This is a genomic window from Pseudomonas asplenii (assembly GCF_900105475.1).
GTDB lineage: Bacteria > Pseudomonadota > Gammaproteobacteria > Pseudomonadales > Pseudomonadaceae > Aquipseudomonas > Aquipseudomonas asplenii.
Genome location: NZ_LT629777.1, coordinates 1,170,826 through 1,186,892, shown reverse-complemented (window position 1 = coordinate 1,186,892; position 16,067 = coordinate 1,170,826). Strand labels below are relative to the sequence as shown.

At 62.5% G+C, this 16,067-nt stretch carries 18 protein-coding genes and 1 pseudogene; 4 read left to right on the top strand and 15 right to left on the bottom strand.

Annotated elements, in window-relative coordinates; all coding sequences use genetic code 11:
- Positions 1-57: 57 nt before the first annotated feature.
- Entirely contained in the window at positions 58-855 is a 798-nt protein-coding gene (locus tag BLU37_RS05375; protein ID WP_090202939.1) for a transporter substrate-binding domain-containing protein, read from the top strand.
- 13 nt (positions 856-868) lie between these two features.
- On the opposite strand, the gene BLU37_RS05370 is transcribed toward BLU37_RS05375, so the two are convergent.
- The 12 genes and pseudogenes from BLU37_RS05370 to ubiE all read right to left on the bottom strand — a co-directional run bounded on the left by BLU37_RS05370 (position 869) and on the right by ubiE (position 10,774).
- On the bottom strand, positions 869-2,446 hold the full coding sequence (locus BLU37_RS05370) for a methyl-accepting chemotaxis protein (RefSeq protein WP_090202935.1): 1,578 nt from the start codon (positions 2,444-2,446) through the stop codon (positions 869-871).
- 184 nt (positions 2,447-2,630) lie between these two features.
- The gene (locus BLU37_RS29835; protein WP_397428742.1) at positions 2,631-3,494 is read right to left on the bottom strand and encodes a methyl-accepting chemotaxis protein; all 864 of its coding nucleotides are present in this window, start codon (positions 3,492-3,494) and stop codon (positions 2,631-2,633) included.
- Positions 3,489-4,547 (bottom strand): annotated as a pseudogene (locus BLU37_RS29830) (methyl-accepting chemotaxis protein); the annotation flags it as partial. The pseudogene BLU37_RS29830 and the gene BLU37_RS29835, both read right to left, overlap by 6 nt.
- 156 nt (positions 4,548-4,703) lie before the next feature.
- Positions 4,704-5,411: a 16S rRNA (uracil(1498)-N(3))-methyltransferase gene (locus BLU37_RS05360; protein ID WP_090202930.1), complete on the bottom strand. Its 708-nt coding sequence runs from the start codon at positions 5,409-5,411 to the stop codon at positions 4,704-4,706.
- Positions 5,408-6,199: a twin-arginine translocase subunit TatC gene (tatC, locus tag BLU37_RS05355; protein WP_010453587.1), complete on the bottom strand. Its 792-nt coding sequence runs from the start codon at positions 6,197-6,199 to the stop codon at positions 5,408-5,410. Before tatC ends, BLU37_RS05360 begins: the two co-directional genes overlap by 4 nt.
- The gene (gene tatB / locus BLU37_RS05350) at positions 6,196-6,672 is read right to left on the bottom strand and encodes a Sec-independent protein translocase protein TatB (RefSeq protein WP_090202927.1); all 477 of its coding nucleotides are present in this window, start codon (positions 6,670-6,672) and stop codon (positions 6,196-6,198) included. Before tatB ends, tatC begins: the two co-directional genes overlap by 4 nt.
- 10 nt (positions 6,673-6,682) lie before the next feature.
- On the bottom strand, positions 6,683-6,952 hold the full coding sequence (locus tag BLU37_RS05345) for a twin-arginine translocase TatA/TatE family subunit (RefSeq protein WP_090202923.1): 270 nt from the start codon (positions 6,950-6,952) through the stop codon (positions 6,683-6,685).
- Positions 6,953-6,977: 25 nt separating this feature from the next.
- Positions 6,978-7,310, bottom strand: coding sequence for a phosphoribosyl-ATP diphosphatase (locus BLU37_RS05340; RefSeq protein WP_010453594.1), 333 nt, complete (start codon positions 7,308-7,310; stop codon positions 6,978-6,980).
- Between the two features lie 2 nt (positions 7,311-7,312).
- Complete coding sequence (gene hisI, locus BLU37_RS05335; protein ID WP_010453595.1) at positions 7,313-7,705, bottom strand: phosphoribosyl-AMP cyclohydrolase; 393 nt, start codon at positions 7,703-7,705, stop codon at positions 7,313-7,315.
- An 80-nt stretch (positions 7,706-7,785) separates the two neighbouring features.
- Entirely contained in the window at positions 7,786-9,390 is a 1,605-nt protein-coding gene (gene ubiB, locus BLU37_RS05330) for a ubiquinone biosynthesis regulatory protein kinase UbiB (protein WP_090202922.1), read from the bottom strand.
- The gene (locus BLU37_RS05325) at positions 9,387-10,004 is read right to left on the bottom strand and encodes a ubiquinone biosynthesis accessory factor UbiJ (protein WP_090202918.1); all 618 of its coding nucleotides are present in this window, start codon (positions 10,002-10,004) and stop codon (positions 9,387-9,389) included. Before BLU37_RS05325 ends, ubiB begins: the two co-directional genes overlap by 4 nt.
- Positions 10,004-10,774: a bifunctional demethylmenaquinone methyltransferase/2-methoxy-6-polyprenyl-1,4-benzoquinol methylase UbiE gene (ubiE, locus tag BLU37_RS05320; protein ID WP_090202915.1), complete on the bottom strand. Its 771-nt coding sequence runs from the start codon at positions 10,772-10,774 to the stop codon at positions 10,004-10,006. Before ubiE ends, BLU37_RS05325 begins: the two co-directional genes overlap by 1 nt.
- Positions 10,775-10,932: 158 nt before the next feature.
- Between ubiE and BLU37_RS05315 the strand changes: the two genes are divergently transcribed.
- The 3 genes from BLU37_RS05315 (at position 10,933) to BLU37_RS05305 (ending at position 12,607) form a co-directional block, all read left to right on the top strand.
- Complete coding sequence (locus BLU37_RS05315; protein WP_019360377.1) at positions 10,933-11,208, top strand: polyhydroxyalkanoic acid system family protein; 276 nt, start codon at positions 10,933-10,935, stop codon at positions 11,206-11,208.
- Between the two features lie 117 nt (positions 11,209-11,325).
- The gene (locus tag BLU37_RS05310; protein ID WP_010453606.1) at positions 11,326-11,748 is read left to right on the top strand and encodes a phasin family protein; all 423 of its coding nucleotides are present in this window, start codon (positions 11,326-11,328) and stop codon (positions 11,746-11,748) included.
- A 10-nt stretch (positions 11,749-11,758) separates the two neighbouring features.
- A complete protein-coding gene (locus BLU37_RS05305; protein WP_090202912.1) occupies positions 11,759-12,607 on the top strand; it encodes a phasin family protein in 849 nt (282 codons plus the stop codon).
- Positions 12,608-12,704: 97 nt separating this feature from the next.
- Here the strand turns inward: BLU37_RS05305 and BLU37_RS05300 are convergent, their stop codons facing one another.
- The 3 genes from BLU37_RS05300 to phaZ form a co-directional block, all read right to left on the bottom strand.
- Positions 12,705-13,325 carry a TetR/AcrR family transcriptional regulator gene (locus BLU37_RS05300; protein WP_090202908.1) on the bottom strand — a complete coding sequence of 207 codons (621 nt, stop codon included), beginning with the start codon at positions 13,323-13,325 and terminating at the stop codon, positions 12,705-12,707.
- Between the two features lie 63 nt (positions 13,326-13,388).
- Positions 13,389-15,071, bottom strand: a complete 1,683-nt coding sequence (phaC, locus tag BLU37_RS05295; protein ID WP_090202905.1) for a class II poly(R)-hydroxyalkanoic acid synthase — start codon at positions 15,069-15,071, stop codon at positions 13,389-13,391.
- Between the two features lie 128 nt (positions 15,072-15,199).
- Positions 15,200-16,057: a poly(3-hydroxyalkanoate) depolymerase gene (gene phaZ, locus BLU37_RS05290; protein ID WP_090202902.1), complete on the bottom strand. Its 858-nt coding sequence runs from the start codon at positions 16,055-16,057 to the stop codon at positions 15,200-15,202.
- Positions 16,058-16,067: the final 10 nt, after the last annotated feature.

Sequence of the window (16,067 nt, the reverse complement as noted above, 5' to 3'; positions counted from 1 at the left end):
TGACGCTGCATTGCCGAGGCAGGTCGATCCCACCGGGCAATGGATCGAGGAGTTTTCATGACGAAAAGGTACCTGGCGTTACTGCTGGGCGTTGCTGTATTGCTGCAGGCCGGCGGTCTCCAGGCGGGCGCCATCGATGAGGCGGTCAGGCGCGGCAGCCTCAAGGTGGGCACCAACCCCACCTACATGCCATTTCAGATGACCGACAAGCAGGGCCGGGTCGTGGGTTTTGAAATCGATCTGCTGCATGAAATGAGCAAGGCTCTTGGTGTCCGGCTGGAGTTGCTGCCCAGCGCCTACCCGGAATTGATCCCCGACCTGCTGGCCGGCAAGACCGACCTGATCGCCAGCGGTATGACCCTGACCCCGGAGCGCAATCTGCGCCTGAACTTCAGCGACCCGTTTATCGTGGTTGGGCAGACGATGCTGATTACTCAGGCGTTGTCGGGCAAGGTCCAGGGTTTCGAGGACTTGAACGATGCCGCCTTCCGCATCCGGGTCAAGGCCGGTACCACGGGCGAGATTGTTGCGAAAAAGCTGATCGGCAATGCCCAACTGGTCAGCTATGCCACCGAGGAGGAGGGCGTACGCGATGTGCTCGACGGCAAGGCCGACGCCTTTATTCACGACGCGCCCTACAACCTGGTGGCGGCAAACAGGTTGGGTGCGGGCAAGCTGGTGTGTCTGGATCAGCCCTTTACCTACGAGCGCCTGGCATTCGGGCTGAAGAAGGGCGATCACGACAGCCTGAACTGGATCAACCACTTCCTCAACCAGATCGCCGAAGACGGCACCTATGATCGGATCCATGACAAGTGGTTCAAGGAAACCGCCTGGTTGGCCGAAATCGACTGAACAAAGGCGTGTTTCAGGCGCGCAAATGCCCCACCAGTCCTTGCAGGCGCGATCCCTGGCAGGCCAGTTCGGCACTGGCGGTCGCGGTTTTTTCGCTGGTCGCCGCCGTCCGTTGCGCAATGTCTCGTACTTGCAGCAGGCTGCGGCTGACCTGTTCGGCCACCACACTCTGTTCTTCTCCCGCTGCCGCTATCTGTTCGTTCATCGCCTGGATCCGTGAAACGCTACGACTGATACCTTCCAGCTTGCTGCCGCAGTGCTGGCTTGCTTCGACGCTGCTGCGGGTCAGGTTGCGGCTCTTGTCCAGGCGTTGCGCGACCCTTGCCGTATCGTGCTGCAGGGCGGCGACCAGGGCTTCGATCTCCTCGGCCGAGTCCTGGGTGTGTTGGGCCAGGCAACGCACCTCATCGGCGACCACCGCGAAGCCGCGTCCGGCCTCTCCGGCCCGGGCGGCTTCGATCGTGGCATTGAGGGCCAGCAGGTTGGTCTGCAACGATACCGACTTGATCACATCGAGTACCCCACCGATCTTGTCGCTTTCCTGCTGCAGAGAGGCCATTGCTTCGGTGCATTGCTGCATTTCCTGCTCCAGATGCTCGATCTGGGTGATGGCCTCGGCCACCGCGCGATCGCCTTCACGGGACTGTTGTTCGGCCAGGCTGGTGGCCTGGGCGGTTGCCTCGGCATTCAGGGCAACCTCCCGGACACTGCTGCTCATCTGTTTCATGGCGGTGGCGACCTGGTCGATTTCGTCATGCTGATGGCCGATGCTGAGGTGGGTCTGAGCGGCGTTGTCGGAGAGTTCCCGGGCAGCACTGGCCATCCGTGTCGTCTCCTGGCTGATCCCGACGACCAACTCGCGCAGGCCCAGGCTCATACGTTGCAGGGCCTGCTGCAACTGCCCCAGTTCATCGCCGCGCTCTACCCGGATGTTACGGCTCAGATCGCCCGCAGCGATGTATTCGGCGATCTTGAGGCTACGTCTGAGCGGGATCAGGATCTGTGCGCTGATCACCCACGCGGACAGCGTGCCGATGATCAGGGCCAGGCTGGCGACGATGATCAGCATCCGCTTTGACAGATTGGCGTCCTGATCGCGTTTTTGTGTCTGGGCCTGGCTCAGTGCGTCGATGCCGTCGAGCAGAGCCTGGCCGAGATTTTCCAGGCGCTCGTGAAGTCGATCGGCCTCGTCTGGATTGCCATGGATCGGATCGAGGTCGCCGAGGGTGCTGCGCAAGGCGCGCAGGTGGTCGCCCTGCTGCGCCAGTCGTTGCTGGTAGAGCGGCTCCCGGATGCGCCCGTGCAGCGTTTCCAGATGCCGTTCGATTTCGGCCAGTTGAGGTTCCAGCTCGGCATGGCTCTGCGGGTCGTCAAGCTGCCGCCAGGCCATGCGCTGGCTGCGCACGTTACGGGTGATCTGGCCGAGTCGGGCCATGAGTGAGAGTTGCTCGGAATGATCGATGCTGCGTTGCAGGGCGTACCAGCCGGTTGCGGCAATGACCAGGGTCAGTTGCAGGACCAGGCCGAAGCCCAGAACCAGTTTGAAGCGGATGCTGCGGTTGACTAAAACGTGGGACAACCATGGGAACATGGTGGATCTCCTGCCTGGCGAATGAGTGAAGATGCCCCTGTGCTGACTTGCGTGGGGCATGGCTTTCTCATCGGCTTTGCAGCGGGAGACGCGACCTGAACCGGGCGTAGGGAATTTCCGTTATCTATGAACGATGGGGACTGGCCTGCGCCGCCTGCAGCGACGCGGCCGTTTCCCGTCGGGCCTACAGCCGGAAATGGCTGACCAGAACCTGCAAGTGATTGCCCAGTCGCGCCAGCTCAATGCTCGACGCGGCGGTTTCCTCACTGGCCGAGGCGGTCTGTTCGGACACGTCACGCACGTTCAGCACGCTGCGGTTGATCTCATCGGCCACGGCGCTCTGCTGTTCGGCGGCCGCGGCAATCTGCTGGTTCATGCTCTGGATTGCCGACACGGTGCGGGTGATGTTTTCCAGCGAGCTGCCAGCGCGGCGGGTCAGCTCGACGCTGCTGTCGGTCAGGCTGCGGCTGTTGTCCATGATGCTCGCCACCTGCTGGGTACCGCCTTGCAGTCCGACGATCAATTCCTCGATTTCTTCGGTGGACTTCTGGGTACGTTGGGCCAGGCTGCGGACTTCGTCGGCGACCACCGCGAAACCGCGCCCGGCCTCGCCGGCGCGAGCGGCTTCGATGGCGGCGTTGAGGGCCAGCAGGTTGGTTTGTTGGGCCACCGATTTGATCACGTCGAGTACGCTGCCGATCTTGTCGCTCTCGGTCTTGAGATGGGCCATGGCTTCGGTGGAGTGGCCGACTTCGGCGGCCAGGCGTTCGATCTGGGCAATGGCTTCGCCGACCACCTTGTCACCTTCGCGGGCCTGTTGGTCTGCGGCACCCGCAGCTTCCGAGGCTTCTTCGGCGTTACGCGCCACTTCCTGCACGGTGGCGGTCATCTGGTGCATGGCTGTGGCCACCTGGTCGGTCTCGGCCTTCTGGCTGTTGACCCCGGCGCTGGTCTGTTCGGTCACGGCCGACAACTGCTCGGCGGCGCTGGCGATCTGGGTCACGCCGTCGCTGATACCGCCGATCAGTTTGCGCAGGCTGACGGTCATGCTCTGCATGGCCCGTTGCAGTTGACCGAGTTCGTCGCTGCGATCGATTTTCAGATCCTGGCTGAGGTCGCCGGAGGCCACACGCTCGACCACCGTGAGGGTCTGCTGCAGAGGCGTGACGATCTGCCGGGTGATAACCCAGGCGGCGATGATACCGAACAGCAGAGCCAGTGCGGCGGAGATGCCCAGCAGGTTTCTCGCCTGCGCCACATCGCTGTCGCGGCGAGCGGTCTGCAGATCGGTCAACTTGTTGCTCAGACTCAGCAAATGGTCACCTTGCTCCTGCATGTTCTTGAGCGCTTGGGCGTTGGCGATCTGCGAGTCACGGAAGTCGCTGACGGCGGCACGGTAGGCTTTGAGGGATTCACTGGCCTGCTGCAAGTTGGTCAGATGCTGCTCAGGCAGTTTGGCCGGCAGGCTTTCGAGGTTCTTCAGCGCATTGTCGACGGCGTCCAGGGCCGGTTGTTCGGCATCGCTACGGCCACTGTAGGTGTAGCCACGGACCTGATAGCGGGCTTGCTGGATCAGCTTGCTGAGTTCGATCACGCTGTTGAACTGGATGAGGCTGTCGCCTTGCAGCATCGACTTCTCGACTTCGGCGACCTTGGCGACAGCATTGTCGGCGCTGGCGCCGAGCTTGCTACGCGCGGCTTCGCGGTTTTGCGTCGCCTGGCTCATGTCGGCGAACGCGCGTTTGTATTGGGTGATGGATGCCAGTTGTTGGTCGATCAGTTCGAGACTTTGCGCGATTTTCAGCTGCTGGCGGGCTGTCTTCAGACCGTTCTCCACTTGGTCCAGCAAACCGTTGACGACGCCCGGGCCCTGTTCGCCCTTGCGCATCTCATAATCCAGGCGGGCGATGCGCAGGTCTTTGGTCAGCATGTTCAGGGATGAGATGGCGCCCAGCTTGTCACCACGCTCGATCACTGAACTCAGGCCACTCCAGCCGGTGAAGGTGATGAGCAGCGTCAGAAGCAGCACCAGGCCGAAGCCGATACCGAGTTTCAGATTGATGCTCACATTGCCCAGGCTCTGGGTTAGCCAACGGTACATGGGACGGACTCCTGACAGCGTTTGCCCGCCTGGCGGCGGACTGATTTCCAATATTGCCGTGCTATCGGCGGCGGAGGGGGATTCTGTAGTGCCGGGATTTTTTGGTTTCCCCAGGCCCACTCGTGTAGGCCAGGGACGATTGTTCAGATGATGGGGTCAGAACAGCCGGGCGAGCAGGGCGGTGACGGCGGTCTCGACCCGCAGGATGCGTTCGCCGAGTTGCACCGGTTGCAGGCCGGATTTGCCCAGCAGATCGATTTCATAGGGAATCCAGCCGCCCTCTGGACCGATGGCCAGGGTCACGGGTGCATCCACGGCACGGGGGCAGGCCGGATAGCTGCCGGGATGGCCGACCAGTCCCAGGGTGTCGGCGCTGATGGTCGGCAGGCGGTCTTCGACGAAAGGTTTGAAGCGTTTCTCGATGATGACTTCCGGCAGCACGGTGTCACGGGTCTGTTCGAGGCCCAGGATCAGTTGCTCGCGGATCGCCTCGGGTTCGAGGAACGGCGTCTGCCAGAAGCTCTTTTCCACCCGATAACTGTTGACCAGCACCAGCTTGGGCACGCCCATGGTCGCAATGGTCTGGAGTACCCGGCGGAGCATCTTTGGGCGTGGCAGGGCGAGGATCAGGGTCAGCGGTAGTTTGGTCGGCGGCGGCTGGTCGAGACTGACCTGCAACTGGGCTTCGCCGGCTTCCAGGTGCAGGACTTCGGCACGGCCCATCAGCCCGCCGATACGCCCGACCCGCAAGCTGTCGCCCACCGCGACCCGATGGACTTCCTGCATGTGGGTCAGGCGTCTATCGCGCAACACCACGCGGTCGGCCGCGATGAAGTCGGCCTCCTCCAGAAGCAGCAGGTTCACGCGAGTGGCGCTGGTGGCTGCGGGCCGTTGTCGGCTGGGGTTTCTTCCGGTTTGTCGCCACGCTTGCTGACCAGACCGCCGAACAGCACGCCGATCTCGAACAACAGCCACATCGGAACGGCCAGCAGTGTCTGCGAGAACACGTCCGGTGGTGTCAGGATCATGCCGACCACGAAGCAGCCGATGATCACGTACGGGCGGATCTTTTTCAGGTATTTGACGTCGACCACGCCGATCCACACCAGCAGCACCACGGCCACCGGAATTTCGAACGCCACGCCGAAGGCGAAGAACAGCGTCATGACGAAATCGAGGTAGCTGGTGATGTCGGTCATCATCTCGACGCCGGCCGGTGTAGCGGCGGCGAAGAACTTGAAGATCAACGGGAACACCAGGTAATAGGCGAACGCCATGCCGGTGTAGAACAGCAGAATGCTCGACACCAGCAGCGGTACGGCGACGCGCTTTTCATGCTTGTACAGCCCCGGTGCGATGAAGCCCCAGATCTGGTGCAGAATCACCGGGATCGCCAGGAACAGCGAAACCATCATGGTCAGCTTGAGTGGCGTCAGGAACGGCGAGGACACGTCGGTGGCGATCATCGTCGCGCCGGCCGGCAGGTACTGGCGCAGTGGCGTGGAGACGAAGGTGTAGATCTGCTGGGTGAAGGCGAACAGCCCGGCAAAGATCAGGAAGATCGCTGCGACACAACGCAGCAGGCGGGTGCGCAACTCGGTCAGATGCGAAACCAGCGGCATGTGCTGGTCGTTTTCCGGGAAATCGCTCATGGGGCTCGCGGCGGCAAAGTAGGGTCTTGAGAGGCTGGCGCACTTGGCGTCGGCGCGGGTACGGCTTCGGTCGTGGTCGGCAGGTTTGGGGCCGGCTCGACGGCGCCGAGCACCGGCACGGCATCGCCGGGCGCAACGGTGACGGGTGGCAGATCACTCGGCAGTGGCGCGCCAGCCGGAGCAGTGGCCGCTTCGGCGACCGGTTGGGCCTGGACAACGGGTTCCTGGACTGGCGAGAGGATCTTGCGAGCCTCTTGTTCCAGAGACAGGATGTGTTCGTTGTGCAGTTGCCGACGGATTTCGTCGGCCCCGATTTCCCGTTCCACTTCCTGCTTGATCGCGTTGAAGCTGCGTTTCAGCCGTCCGACCCACAGGCCTGCCGTCCGCGCAGCGCCCGGCAGGCGCTCGGGACCGAGGACCAGTAGCGCCACCAGGCCGACGAGCAGCAGTTCGCTGAAGCTGATACCGAACATGGGTCAGTACTCAAGAATGATTGCGGGGCTCTTCTACTTTTTGCGCCTGCACATCGATGGTGTGTGGCGCGTTCTGTTGTGCGCCGGGCTGCGGCTGGGCCGGTTGCACGGTCGGTGGGACCACCGGCTCGGCCGGCTTCTCGTCGTCGTTCATGGCCTTGCGAAAGCCCTTGATCGATTCACCGACGTCGGTGCCGAGGTTCTTCAGTTTCTTGGTACCAAACACCAGCACGACGACAACCAGGATGACGATCCAGTGTTTCCAGTCAAAAATGCCCATGGTGTTGCTCCTCTCTAAAAGTTGTTCAGGCAGAAGGACGCGAGGCTTTCTCGGCGTGTCCGGACAGTCCGAAGCGACGGTCCAGTTCATCCAGTACGGCCTGTGGATGCTGGCCCAGTTGGGCGAGCATGACCAGGCTGTGGAACCACAGGTCAGCGGTTTCGTAGATCACGTCGCTGCAATCGCCGCTGATGGCGGCGTCCTTGGCCGCGATGATGGTTTCGACCGACTCTTCGCCGACCTTCTCCAGGATCTTGTTCAAACCCTTGTGATACAGGCTGGCGACATAGGAGCTGTCGGCGGCGGCGCCTTTGCGCTCCTCCAGCACCTGTGCCAGGCGGGTCAGGGTGTCCGTCATGTTCAGTGTCCTGCTGCGTAGATGCTGTGCGGGTCCTTGAGGACCGGATCGACCGTCGTCCAGCCGTCGTTTTCGTAAACGCGGTAGAAGCAGCTTTGGCGGCCGGTATGGCAGGCGATACCACCGACCTGTTCGACCATCAGGATAATCACGTCGGCGTCGCAATCCAGGCGTATTTCATGCAGATGCTGCACGTGGCCGGATTCTTCACCCTTGCGCCACAGCTTGTCACGCGAGCGTGACCAGTAGATAGCGCGGTTTTCGCGGGCGGTCAGTTGCAATGCCTCGCGGTTCATCCAGGCCATCATCAGCACGCGCCCGGTCTTGTGATCCTGGGCAATGGCCGGTACCAGGCCGTTTTCGTCCCACTTGATCTCGTCCAGCCAGTCTTTCATCTTCGACTCCGACAACCGGACACAACCTGCGTGGCTGGGCCTCGGCGAATGAACAGTTTGCCAGCCGCGAGCCCTGCTGGCTATCGGCGCACGACCAGATACAGACCGATTGCCATCATGACGCCCGCAGGCCAGTGACCCAGGTCCTGCAACGGCCCGCCAGCGGCGAGGAACGCGCCGCTGCCCAGATGCAGTGAACCGAGCAGGCGCAGCAGCCAGTCGTCCTTGCGCTTTTTGTAGGGCGGCTCGGGGTTGGCAGCATGCGGTTGCGACAGACGCTCAAGCAGGTCGCGGGTCATGTTGGCCAGGTGCGGCAGTTGCTCGACCTGGCTTTGCAGGTTGCCCAACAGCGTCTTGGGGCTGACGCGCTCGCGCATCCAGCGCTCGAGGAACGGCTGCGCGGTGCTCCACAGGTCCAGTTCCGGGTACAACTGGCGACCCAGGCCTTCGATGTTGAGCAGGGTCTTCTGCAACAGTACCAGTTGTGGCTGGACCTCCATGTTGAAGCGTCGGGCGGTCTGGAACAGGCGCATCAGTACCTGGCCGAAGGAAATGTCCTTCAGCGGTTTCTCGAAGATCGGTTCGCAGACGGTACGGATCGCCGCCTCGAACTCGTTGAGCCGGGTGTCCGCCGGAACCCAGCCCGAGTCGATGTGCAACTGGGCGACGCGGCGGTAGTCACGCTTGAAGAAGGCGAACAGGTTGCGCGCCAGGTAGTCCTGGTCCTGTGGCGTCAGGCTGCCGACGATACCGCAGTCGATGGCGATGTACTGCGGGCTCCACGGGTTGACGGTGCTGACGAAGATATTGCCGGGGTGCATGTCGGCATGGAAAAAACTGTCGCGAAAGACCTGGGTGAAGAAGATTTCCACGCCGCGCTCGGCGAGCATCTTCATGTCGGTGCGCTGGTCGGCGAGGGTCGCCAGGTCAGTGACCTGGATGCCGTAGATGCGCTCCATCACCAGCACTTTCGGGCGGCACCAGTCCCAGTAGACCTGGGGCACGTACATCATGTCCGAGCCTTCGAAGTTGCGCCGCAGTTGGCTGGCGTTGGCCGCCTCGCGCAGCAGGTCGAGTTCGTCGTAGATGGTTTTCTCGTAGTCGCTGACCACGTCCACCGGGTGCAGCAGGCGGGCATCGGCGGAGAGCCGCTCGGCGGTGCGGGCGAGGATGAACAGCCAGGCCAGGTCCTGGGCGATGACCGGCTTGAGGCCCGGCCGGATGACCTTCACCACCACCTCCTCGCCGCTCTTGAGTTGTGCGGCGTGGACCTGGGCTACCGAGGCCGAGGCCAGCGGTTCGATGTCGAAGCGGCTGAAGACTTCGCCGATCTTGCGGCCCAATTGCGACTCGATCAGGGCCACGGCCTTTTGCGAATCGAACGGCGGCACGCGGTCCTGCAACAGCATCAGCTCGTCGGCGATGTCCTCGGGCAGCAGGTCGCGGCGGGTCGAGAGGATCTGGCCGAACTTGATGAAAATCGGTCCCAGGTCCTGCAGTGCCAGGCGCAACCGTGCGCCACGGCTCAGTTCCAGCGGCTTGCGCGGGAACCAGCGCCAAGGCAGGGCAAAACGCAAGGCCAGGAGAAACCAGGGCAGGGGCAGGTCGAACAGCAGGTCATCGAGACGGTAGCGGATCACGACGCGCTGGATGCGCAACAGACGGCGGACGGCAATCAGCTTCATGCGTTATCGCTGGAATTGAGGGATCGGGAAAGGCGTTCGAAACGCGCCTCGAGTCGTTCTAGATCGAGCTTGAGTCGGTCGAGTTCAGCAAAACGGGCTTCGGCCTCGTGTTTGCCGACCAGTGCCCGCGACTCTTCGCTGAGGTATTCGGCCAGGTTCTGGTTGAGGCTGGCGAAGCCCTGCCGGTACCAGTCGGCACGGCTGCGCAGGTGGCCGCTGATCAACTGCGTGGCCACCGGGCCAAGCCAGCGCGACAGCTCGTACTCCCAGTCCAGCTCCAGATCCTGCAGCACGGCGGCCAGGTCCAGCAGCACTGCGCTGTCGCCTTCCAGATGCACGTCCGGGCCGTGCAGGACGGCGCTCTTGTCCCTGCTCAGGGCCAGGTTGAGCAGGCTGGAGGTCGGTGCACGGAGGATACAATCGGCCTCGGCGGCCCAGTGGGCCGCCAGTAGCAAGCCTTCGTCGCTGGGCAGGATGAACAGCTTCAAGGCCGGGCTGTCGACCTCGATGACCTTGCCCGTCAGGTGCGCGAGGCGAGCCAGGGCAGTGCCATCCAGGCGCAGAACCCGGTTGATACCGTGCTCGACACCGGCGAGAAGGCCGCTGAGCAGCATCAGGGCTTGATGCCGCGATGCAGGGCGACGATGCCCGAGGTCATGTTGTGGTAGGTCACACGGTCGAAACCGGCGTCCACCATCATCGACTTGAGGGTTTCCTGGTTCGGGTGCATGCGGATCGATTCGGCCAGGTAGCGATAGCTTTCCGAGTCGTTGGTGATCAGCTTGCCGGCCAGCGGCATGAAGGCGAACGAATAGGCGTCGTAGACCTTGGACATCAGGGTGTTGGTCGGTTTGGAGAACTCCAGCACCAGCAGCCGGCCGCCGGGCTTGAGCACCCGCAGCATGGAGCGCAGGGCGTCTTCCTTGTGGGTGACGTTACGCAGGCCGAAGGCGATGGTCACGCAGTCGAAGTGGTTGTCCGGGAACGGCAGCTTTTCCGCATCGGCCTGGACGAATTCGATGTTGCCGGCCACGCCTCGGTCCAGCAGGCGATCGCGACCGACCTTGAGCATGGACGCATTGATATCGGCCAGCACGACCTGGCCGGTCGGGCCTACCAGATGCGAGAACTTCGCCGCCAGATCACCCGTGCCACCGGCGATGTCCAGGACCCGGTTACCCGTGCGCACGCCCGACAGCTCGATGGTGAAACGCTTCCACAGGCGGTGCATGCCAACGGAAAGGACGTCGTTCATCAGGTCGTACTTGGCGGCCACCGAGTGAAAGACCTCGGCGACTTTGCCGGCCTTTTCGCTTTCCGGCACATTCTTGTAGCCGAAGTGAGTGGTGGGTTCGGCATCGCTGCCTTTGCGCTGATCAGTCATATCGCTGTCACCAGAAGAGAATGCGGGCCATTCTAATCCCGGTAGCCGGCTTTGTCTTGGCAAAGGCGGAATGTAAGTATAGTGGGCGACCGGGGCGGATTGACGCAGCGCAGTTCAAGGCCGTTCCGGCCTACCTTATAGAGAACAGGAGTCAATCGATGGCCCGGATTAGTGTCGAACGTGCCCATCATCTGGGTCTGGCAGGTGCCCGTGAGAAAGCCGAGGCGCTGGTGCAGAAACTGGCCGACCAGTATGGCCTGGCGCCGCGTTGGTCGGGCGATACCGTGAGCCTGAAGCGTTCTGGCGTCACCGGTGAAGTGACGATCGCCGCAGACCGGATCAGGGTGGATGTCGAGCTGGGTATGCTGATGTCGGCCATGAGCGGCACCATCAAGAGCGAAATCGAGAGGGCGCTGGACAAGGCCCTGGCCTGAAGCCGTGGGCGCCCACTCCAACGGTTAGGGTGCTCATTCTAAAATTTCTGATTACCGTATGCTCAAGTCCCCGTTCTCTCGGGCAGTTCCTCCAACCGTTCACGTGTGAGGTGCACCATGGCCAAAGTCAGTCTGAAGAAAAAATCCGACGTTCAGCCCACCGCCCTGGCTGAAGTGAAACTCTATGCCCGCAAGATCTGGCTGGCGGGCCTGGGCGCCTACGCCAAGGTTGGCAAGGAAGGCAGCGAGTACTTCCAGGAACTCGTAAAGGCCGGTCAAGCTGCTGAAAAGGAAGGAAAAAAAGCTGTCGATGCGACGCTTGAAGCCGCCAACAGCCAGATCGATAACGTGAAGAGCGACGTCAGCAGCCTCAAGGGTCGAGTCGAAGTGCAGCTGGACAAGGTCGAGAAAGCTTTCGACAACCGTGTCGCCAGTGCCTTGAATCGCATCGGGATTCCGTCTAAACATGACGTTGAGGCACTCTCTGCTAAGCTCGATGAGTTGACGGCATTGCTCGAACGTGTAGCGCGTAAACATTAAGGAGAACGGGATGGCTGGCAAAAAGAATACTCAGAAAGAAGGCAGCTCGTGGATCGGGAAGGTTGAGGAGTACTCCCGCAAGATCTGGCTGGCCGGTTTGGGCGTTTACTCGAAAATCGACAGTGACGGCAGCAAGCTTTTCGAGAGCCTGGTCAAGGACGGCGAAAAAGCCGAGAAACTGACCAAGAGCGCTGTGGACAAGACTGTCGAGGCGGCCAAGGATTCCGCCGGTTCCGCCAAGTCGCGTATCAGCGGCGTCAAGGAGCGCGCCCTGGGCAAGTGGGACGAACTGGAAGAGGCTTTCGACAAGCGCCTGAACAGTGCCATCTCGCGTCTGGGCGTTCCCAGCCGCAATGAAGTGAAGGCGCTCAATAGCAAGGTCGATACCCTGACCCGGCAGATCGAGCAGCTCACCGGCCAGAAAGTGGCGCCCGTTGCAGCGAAGACGGCAGCAGCCAAACCAGCGGCGAAAACTGCAGCCAAGCCACTGGCGAAGCCGGCAGCGAAAACCGCGGCGGCCAAACCTGCTGCGAAAGCGGCGGCCAAGCCAGCGGCGAAGACGGCGGCCGCCAAGCCCGCAGCCAAGCCTGTAGCGGCTAAGCCTGCTGCGAAGCCTGCCGCTGCAAAACCGGCGGCCAAGCCTGCTGCGAAACCTGCCGCTGCAAAACCGGCGGCCAAACCCGCCGCGAAGCCTGCCGCCGCGAAAAAACCGGCAGCGGCGAAGCCAGCAGCCAAGCCAGCAGCACCTGCCGCGGCGAAGCCAGCTGTTGCACCGACCACCACCAACTCGGTGTCCCCGGCTGCTCCAGCCGCTCCGGCTGCGGCCCCGGCTCCGTCGGCGCCGTCCTCCCAGTCCTGAGTGGTACTTTGCGCAGTGAAAACGCCCGGCCTGTGAAGGTCGGGCGTTTTCGTTTGGGTTGGCTGTCGTCAGGTTCGGCCTCCGCAGCGCCGGTCGCCTACTCGGGCTCTTCGAGATAACGCAAGGCCATCCGCTCCGTCGCCAACCGGGCCGGCGGCAGCAGGTGCGGGGCCACCAGCATCATGATCTGGTACACCACCAACCGCACTTCACCCTCGCGGCCCAGAATCCGTTGGTAGTCCAGTGAGAACAGCAGGGTCAGGGTGATCTGCTCCACCAACTGCCCCAATGCCTGGGTTTCGCTGACGATAAACCCTTGTGCCTTCAGTTGCGCGAGCAGCGAGGCAAGGGTGCGCTTGAGTGCGTTGAGCAGGTTGCGAATGCCCCTGGCGAGCTTGGGCAGACGGCCGGCCAGGTTGGACAGGTCCTGGAACAGAAAGCGGTACTGGGACAGGCGCTCGACGATCAGGTGCAGAAAAAACCAATAGTCTTCGGGCGCCAGTTCAACATTCGCCGGAGGGTCCAGCAGCGGTGTCAGCTCGGCCTGGAATCGCTCGAACAACTCCAGTACCAGCGGCTCCTTGCCATGGAAGTGGTAGTAGAGATTGCCTGGGCTGATCCCCAGTTCATTGGCGATCTCCATGGTCGAAACATTGGGCTCGCCCTTGTTGTTGAACAATTGCAGCGTGCATTCAAGAATCCGGTCGCGGGTTTTCATCCAGTCTTCTTAGGTCTGGCCAGTCGTTCTTCACGGCTGCGGGGCAGCCGTGTTCGATGATATTCAACGCACCCGGACATAAATGCCGGGTGCAGCTTCCATGGGCGGGTACTTGGCGTCGCCGAGGGTCAGCCGGGTTTCTTTCAGGGCGCCTGAGCGGGCCTGGACCCACTCCAGCCATTGCGGCCACCAACTGCCCTCGACCCGCTGGCCATCGTAGTACCAGGCGCGAGGGTCGCTGCTCAGCTTGAGGTTCTCGAGGTAGTTGGCCTTGGGGTTGCCCGGCGGGTTGAGGATGCTCTGGATATGGCCGCTATTGCACAACACGAATCGGCGTTCGCCACCCAGCAGCAGCGTCGAGCGATAGACCGCGTCCCAGGGGGTGATGTGGTCGTTGATGCCGCCGACGCTGAAGCTGTCGACCGTGACTTTCTGCAGATCGATGGGCGTGCCGCAGACCTCCAGGCCGCCGGGGTGACGGAGTGGGTTGTGCTTGAAAAAGTCCAGCAGATCGCCGTGCAGCGCCGCCGGCAGGCGGGTGTGGTCGTTGTTCCAGTAGAGGATGTCGAAGGCCGGCGGCTCCTTGCCCATCAGGTAGTTGTTGACCCAATAGTTCCAGATCAGATCGTTGGGCCGCATCCAGGCGAATACCTTGGCCATGTCCCGGCCATCCAGCACGCCTTGCTGATAGGAACGGCGCTTGGCCGCTTCAAGGGTCTGCTCGTCGACGAACAGGGTTGCGGGGCTTTCCAGGCGGCTGTCGAGCAGGCTGACCAGGTAAGTGGCACTCGCGACCCGGCGCAACTGACGCTTGGCCTGCAGGTGGCCTTGCAGCGCGGCGATGGTCAGGCCGCCGGCACAGGCGCCGACCAGGTTGACCTCGCGGCTGGTGGTGATGCTGCGGCAGACATCCATGGCCTGCTCCACCGCTTCGACATAGCTCGACAGGCCCCACTCGCGATGGCGTACGTCAGGGTTGCGCCAACTGATGATGAACACCTGCAAGCTGTTTTTCAGGGCGTACTGCACGAGGCTGTTGGCCGGACTGAGGTCGAAGATGTAGTACTTGTTGATTTGCGGCGGCACGATCAACAGCGGCTTGGCGTACTGTTTTTCGCTCATTGGCCGGTACTGGATCAGTTCCAGCAGTTCGTTGCGAAACACCACCGAGCCCTGGGTGGTGGCCACGGTCTTGCCGACCTCGAAGGAATGCTTGCTGACCTGGCTGGGCAGGCCATTGTTGTGCAGCATGTCGTTCACCAGGTGGCTGACGCCGCGCACGATACTGTTGCCGCCGGAGTTGAACAGTTCCTTGATCGCCAGGGGGTTGAGCAAGGTATTGGAGGGTGCCACGGCATCGTTGAGCAGGCTGAAGACGAAGTGCGCCCGGGCCCGGTCGTCATCGCTCAACTGGATGTCGTCGATCCAGTGCCGGACCTGGGTCTGCCACGCCAGGTAGGCTTGCAGGCCGCGCCGGTAAAAGGGGTTCAGGCTCCAGGTCGGGTCGCTGAATCGCTGGTCCCGCGGGCACGGTTGGTGCGGCGTGTCGCCGAGCAGCACCTTGCCCAACTGGTTGCCCAGGGCCAGTGCATGCCGGGCCGTGTGCAACGGATTGCGCAGGCCCTGGGTAGCGACGCTGCGCAGGGTGGAAAACAGATCCTGGCCGCGCAGGCCGGTCATCGCACTTTGTGCGTTGAGGCGTGCGGCGGGGGTGGAAAGCGAGCCCGTCGCGGGTTTGTCTGGCATGAATCAACACTCCTTCGTCATCAAGCTGATCAACCGATACATCGCGCCAGGCCGCAGCCGTTCACGGCTACGTCTCTGTTGCGCCCTGCCGACGTCCTGGCAGCGGGCACGTTGCGAATGGGGCCGCCTCAGGGGCTTTTGAATGGCGCCGGTTGCGGGTGCATGACGGCCCGCTGCCGTTCTTCCTGGAGGAACTTCATGATGATGGGCGCCACGGCTTCGGCCCGGGTGATCAGGAACAAATGGCCGTCATCGATTATGTGTAGCTGGGCATTGGGAATACGCCAGGCCAGCAGGCGCATATTGATCAGCGGAATCAACGGGTCATCGTCTCCGGCCAGTACCAGGGTGGGTTGGCGGATCTTGTGCAGCCAGTGGATGCTGGTCCAGCCGAGACCGGCGAACAGTTGCCAGTAATAGCCCAGCTTGCCTGCCGAACGCACCTTGGCCGCGTGTTCGGCGGCCAGATGCGGATCGCGGCGGAAGGCGCCGCCGTAGATGGTCGGGGCGATGCGGATAACGTGGGAGGGCTGGATGTAGCGGCGCGGACTGGCCATGTTCCACAGCACCTTGGGCTTGCCCGGGACCATGATCGCGCCGGCGGCGGTGGCCGCGAGGATCAGCTTCTTGCAGCGTTCCGGGTAGTCGTGGGCGAACTGTTGGGCCAGGGCCCCGCCCCAGGACACCCCAACCGCATTGACCTGGCCATAGTCCAGATAATCGAGCATCCGGGCGCTGAGCTTGGCCAGGCCGGGAAAGCGGTAGGGGCGGCTGGGCGTGGACGAGCCGCCGACGCCGGGGACGTCGAAAGCGATGACCTCCAGGTCCGGGTCGAGTGCCTGAACGAACGGAAAGACCAACTCCAGGTTGGCGCCGATGCCATTGAAAACCAGCAGCGGCGTCAGGTGAGGCTTGCCGGGGCGAACCGCGGTACGGATGGTCTGACCGTCCAGCTCGATGGTTCTGAAAATGAACGGTTGCGGCATGCTGCGAGCC

Bases quoted from the DNA above. Each gene is read 5' to 3' on its own strand.
- BLU37_RS05375 (WP_090202939.1), top strand. From the start codon at position 58: ATGACGAAAAGGTACCTGGCGTTACTGCTGGGCGTTGCTGTATTGCTG.
- BLU37_RS05370 (WP_090202935.1), bottom strand. From the start codon at position 2,446: ATGTTCCCATGGTTGTCCCACGTTTTAGTCAACCGCAGCATCCGCTTC.
- BLU37_RS29835 (WP_397428742.1), bottom strand. From the start codon at position 3,494: ATGACCGTCAGCCTGCGCAAACTGATCGGCGGTATCAGCGACGGCGTG.
- tatC (WP_010453587.1), bottom strand. From the start codon at position 6,199: ATGAGCGATTTCCCGGAAAACGACCAGCACATGCCGCTGGTTTCGCAT.
- tatB (WP_090202927.1), bottom strand. From the start codon at position 6,672: ATGTTCGGTATCAGCTTCAGCGAACTGCTGCTCGTCGGCCTGGTGGCG.
- BLU37_RS05345 (WP_090202923.1), bottom strand. From the start codon at position 6,952: ATGGGCATTTTTGACTGGAAACACTGGATCGTCATCCTGGTTGTCGTC.
- BLU37_RS05340 (WP_010453594.1), bottom strand. From the start codon at position 7,310: ATGACGGACACCCTGACCCGCCTGGCACAGGTGCTGGAGGAGCGCAAA.
- hisI (WP_010453595.1), bottom strand. From the start codon at position 7,705: ATGAAAGACTGGCTGGACGAGATCAAGTGGGACGAAAACGGCCTGGTA.
- ubiB (WP_090202922.1), bottom strand. From the start codon at position 9,390: ATGAAGCTGATTGCCGTCCGCCGTCTGTTGCGCATCCAGCGCGTCGTG.
- BLU37_RS05325 (WP_090202918.1), bottom strand. From the start codon at position 10,004: ATGCTGCTCAGCGGCCTTCTCGCCGGTGTCGAGCACGGTATCAACCGG.
- ubiE (WP_090202915.1), bottom strand. From the start codon at position 10,774: ATGACTGATCAGCGCAAAGGCAGCGATGCCGAACCCACCACTCACTTC.
- BLU37_RS05315 (WP_019360377.1), top strand. From the start codon at position 10,933: ATGGCCCGGATTAGTGTCGAACGTGCCCATCATCTGGGTCTGGCAGGT.
- BLU37_RS05310 (WP_010453606.1), top strand. From the start codon at position 11,326: ATGGCCAAAGTCAGTCTGAAGAAAAAATCCGACGTTCAGCCCACCGCC.
- BLU37_RS05305 (WP_090202912.1), top strand. From the start codon at position 11,759: ATGGCTGGCAAAAAGAATACTCAGAAAGAAGGCAGCTCGTGGATCGGG.
- BLU37_RS05300 (WP_090202908.1), bottom strand. From the start codon at position 13,325: ATGAAAACCCGCGACCGGATTCTTGAATGCACGCTGCAATTGTTCAAC.
- phaC (WP_090202905.1), bottom strand. From the start codon at position 15,071: ATGCCAGACAAACCCGCGACGGGCTCGCTTTCCACCCCCGCCGCACGC.
- phaZ (WP_090202902.1), bottom strand. From the start codon at position 16,057: ATGCCGCAACCGTTCATTTTCAGAACCATCGAGCTGGACGGTCAGACC.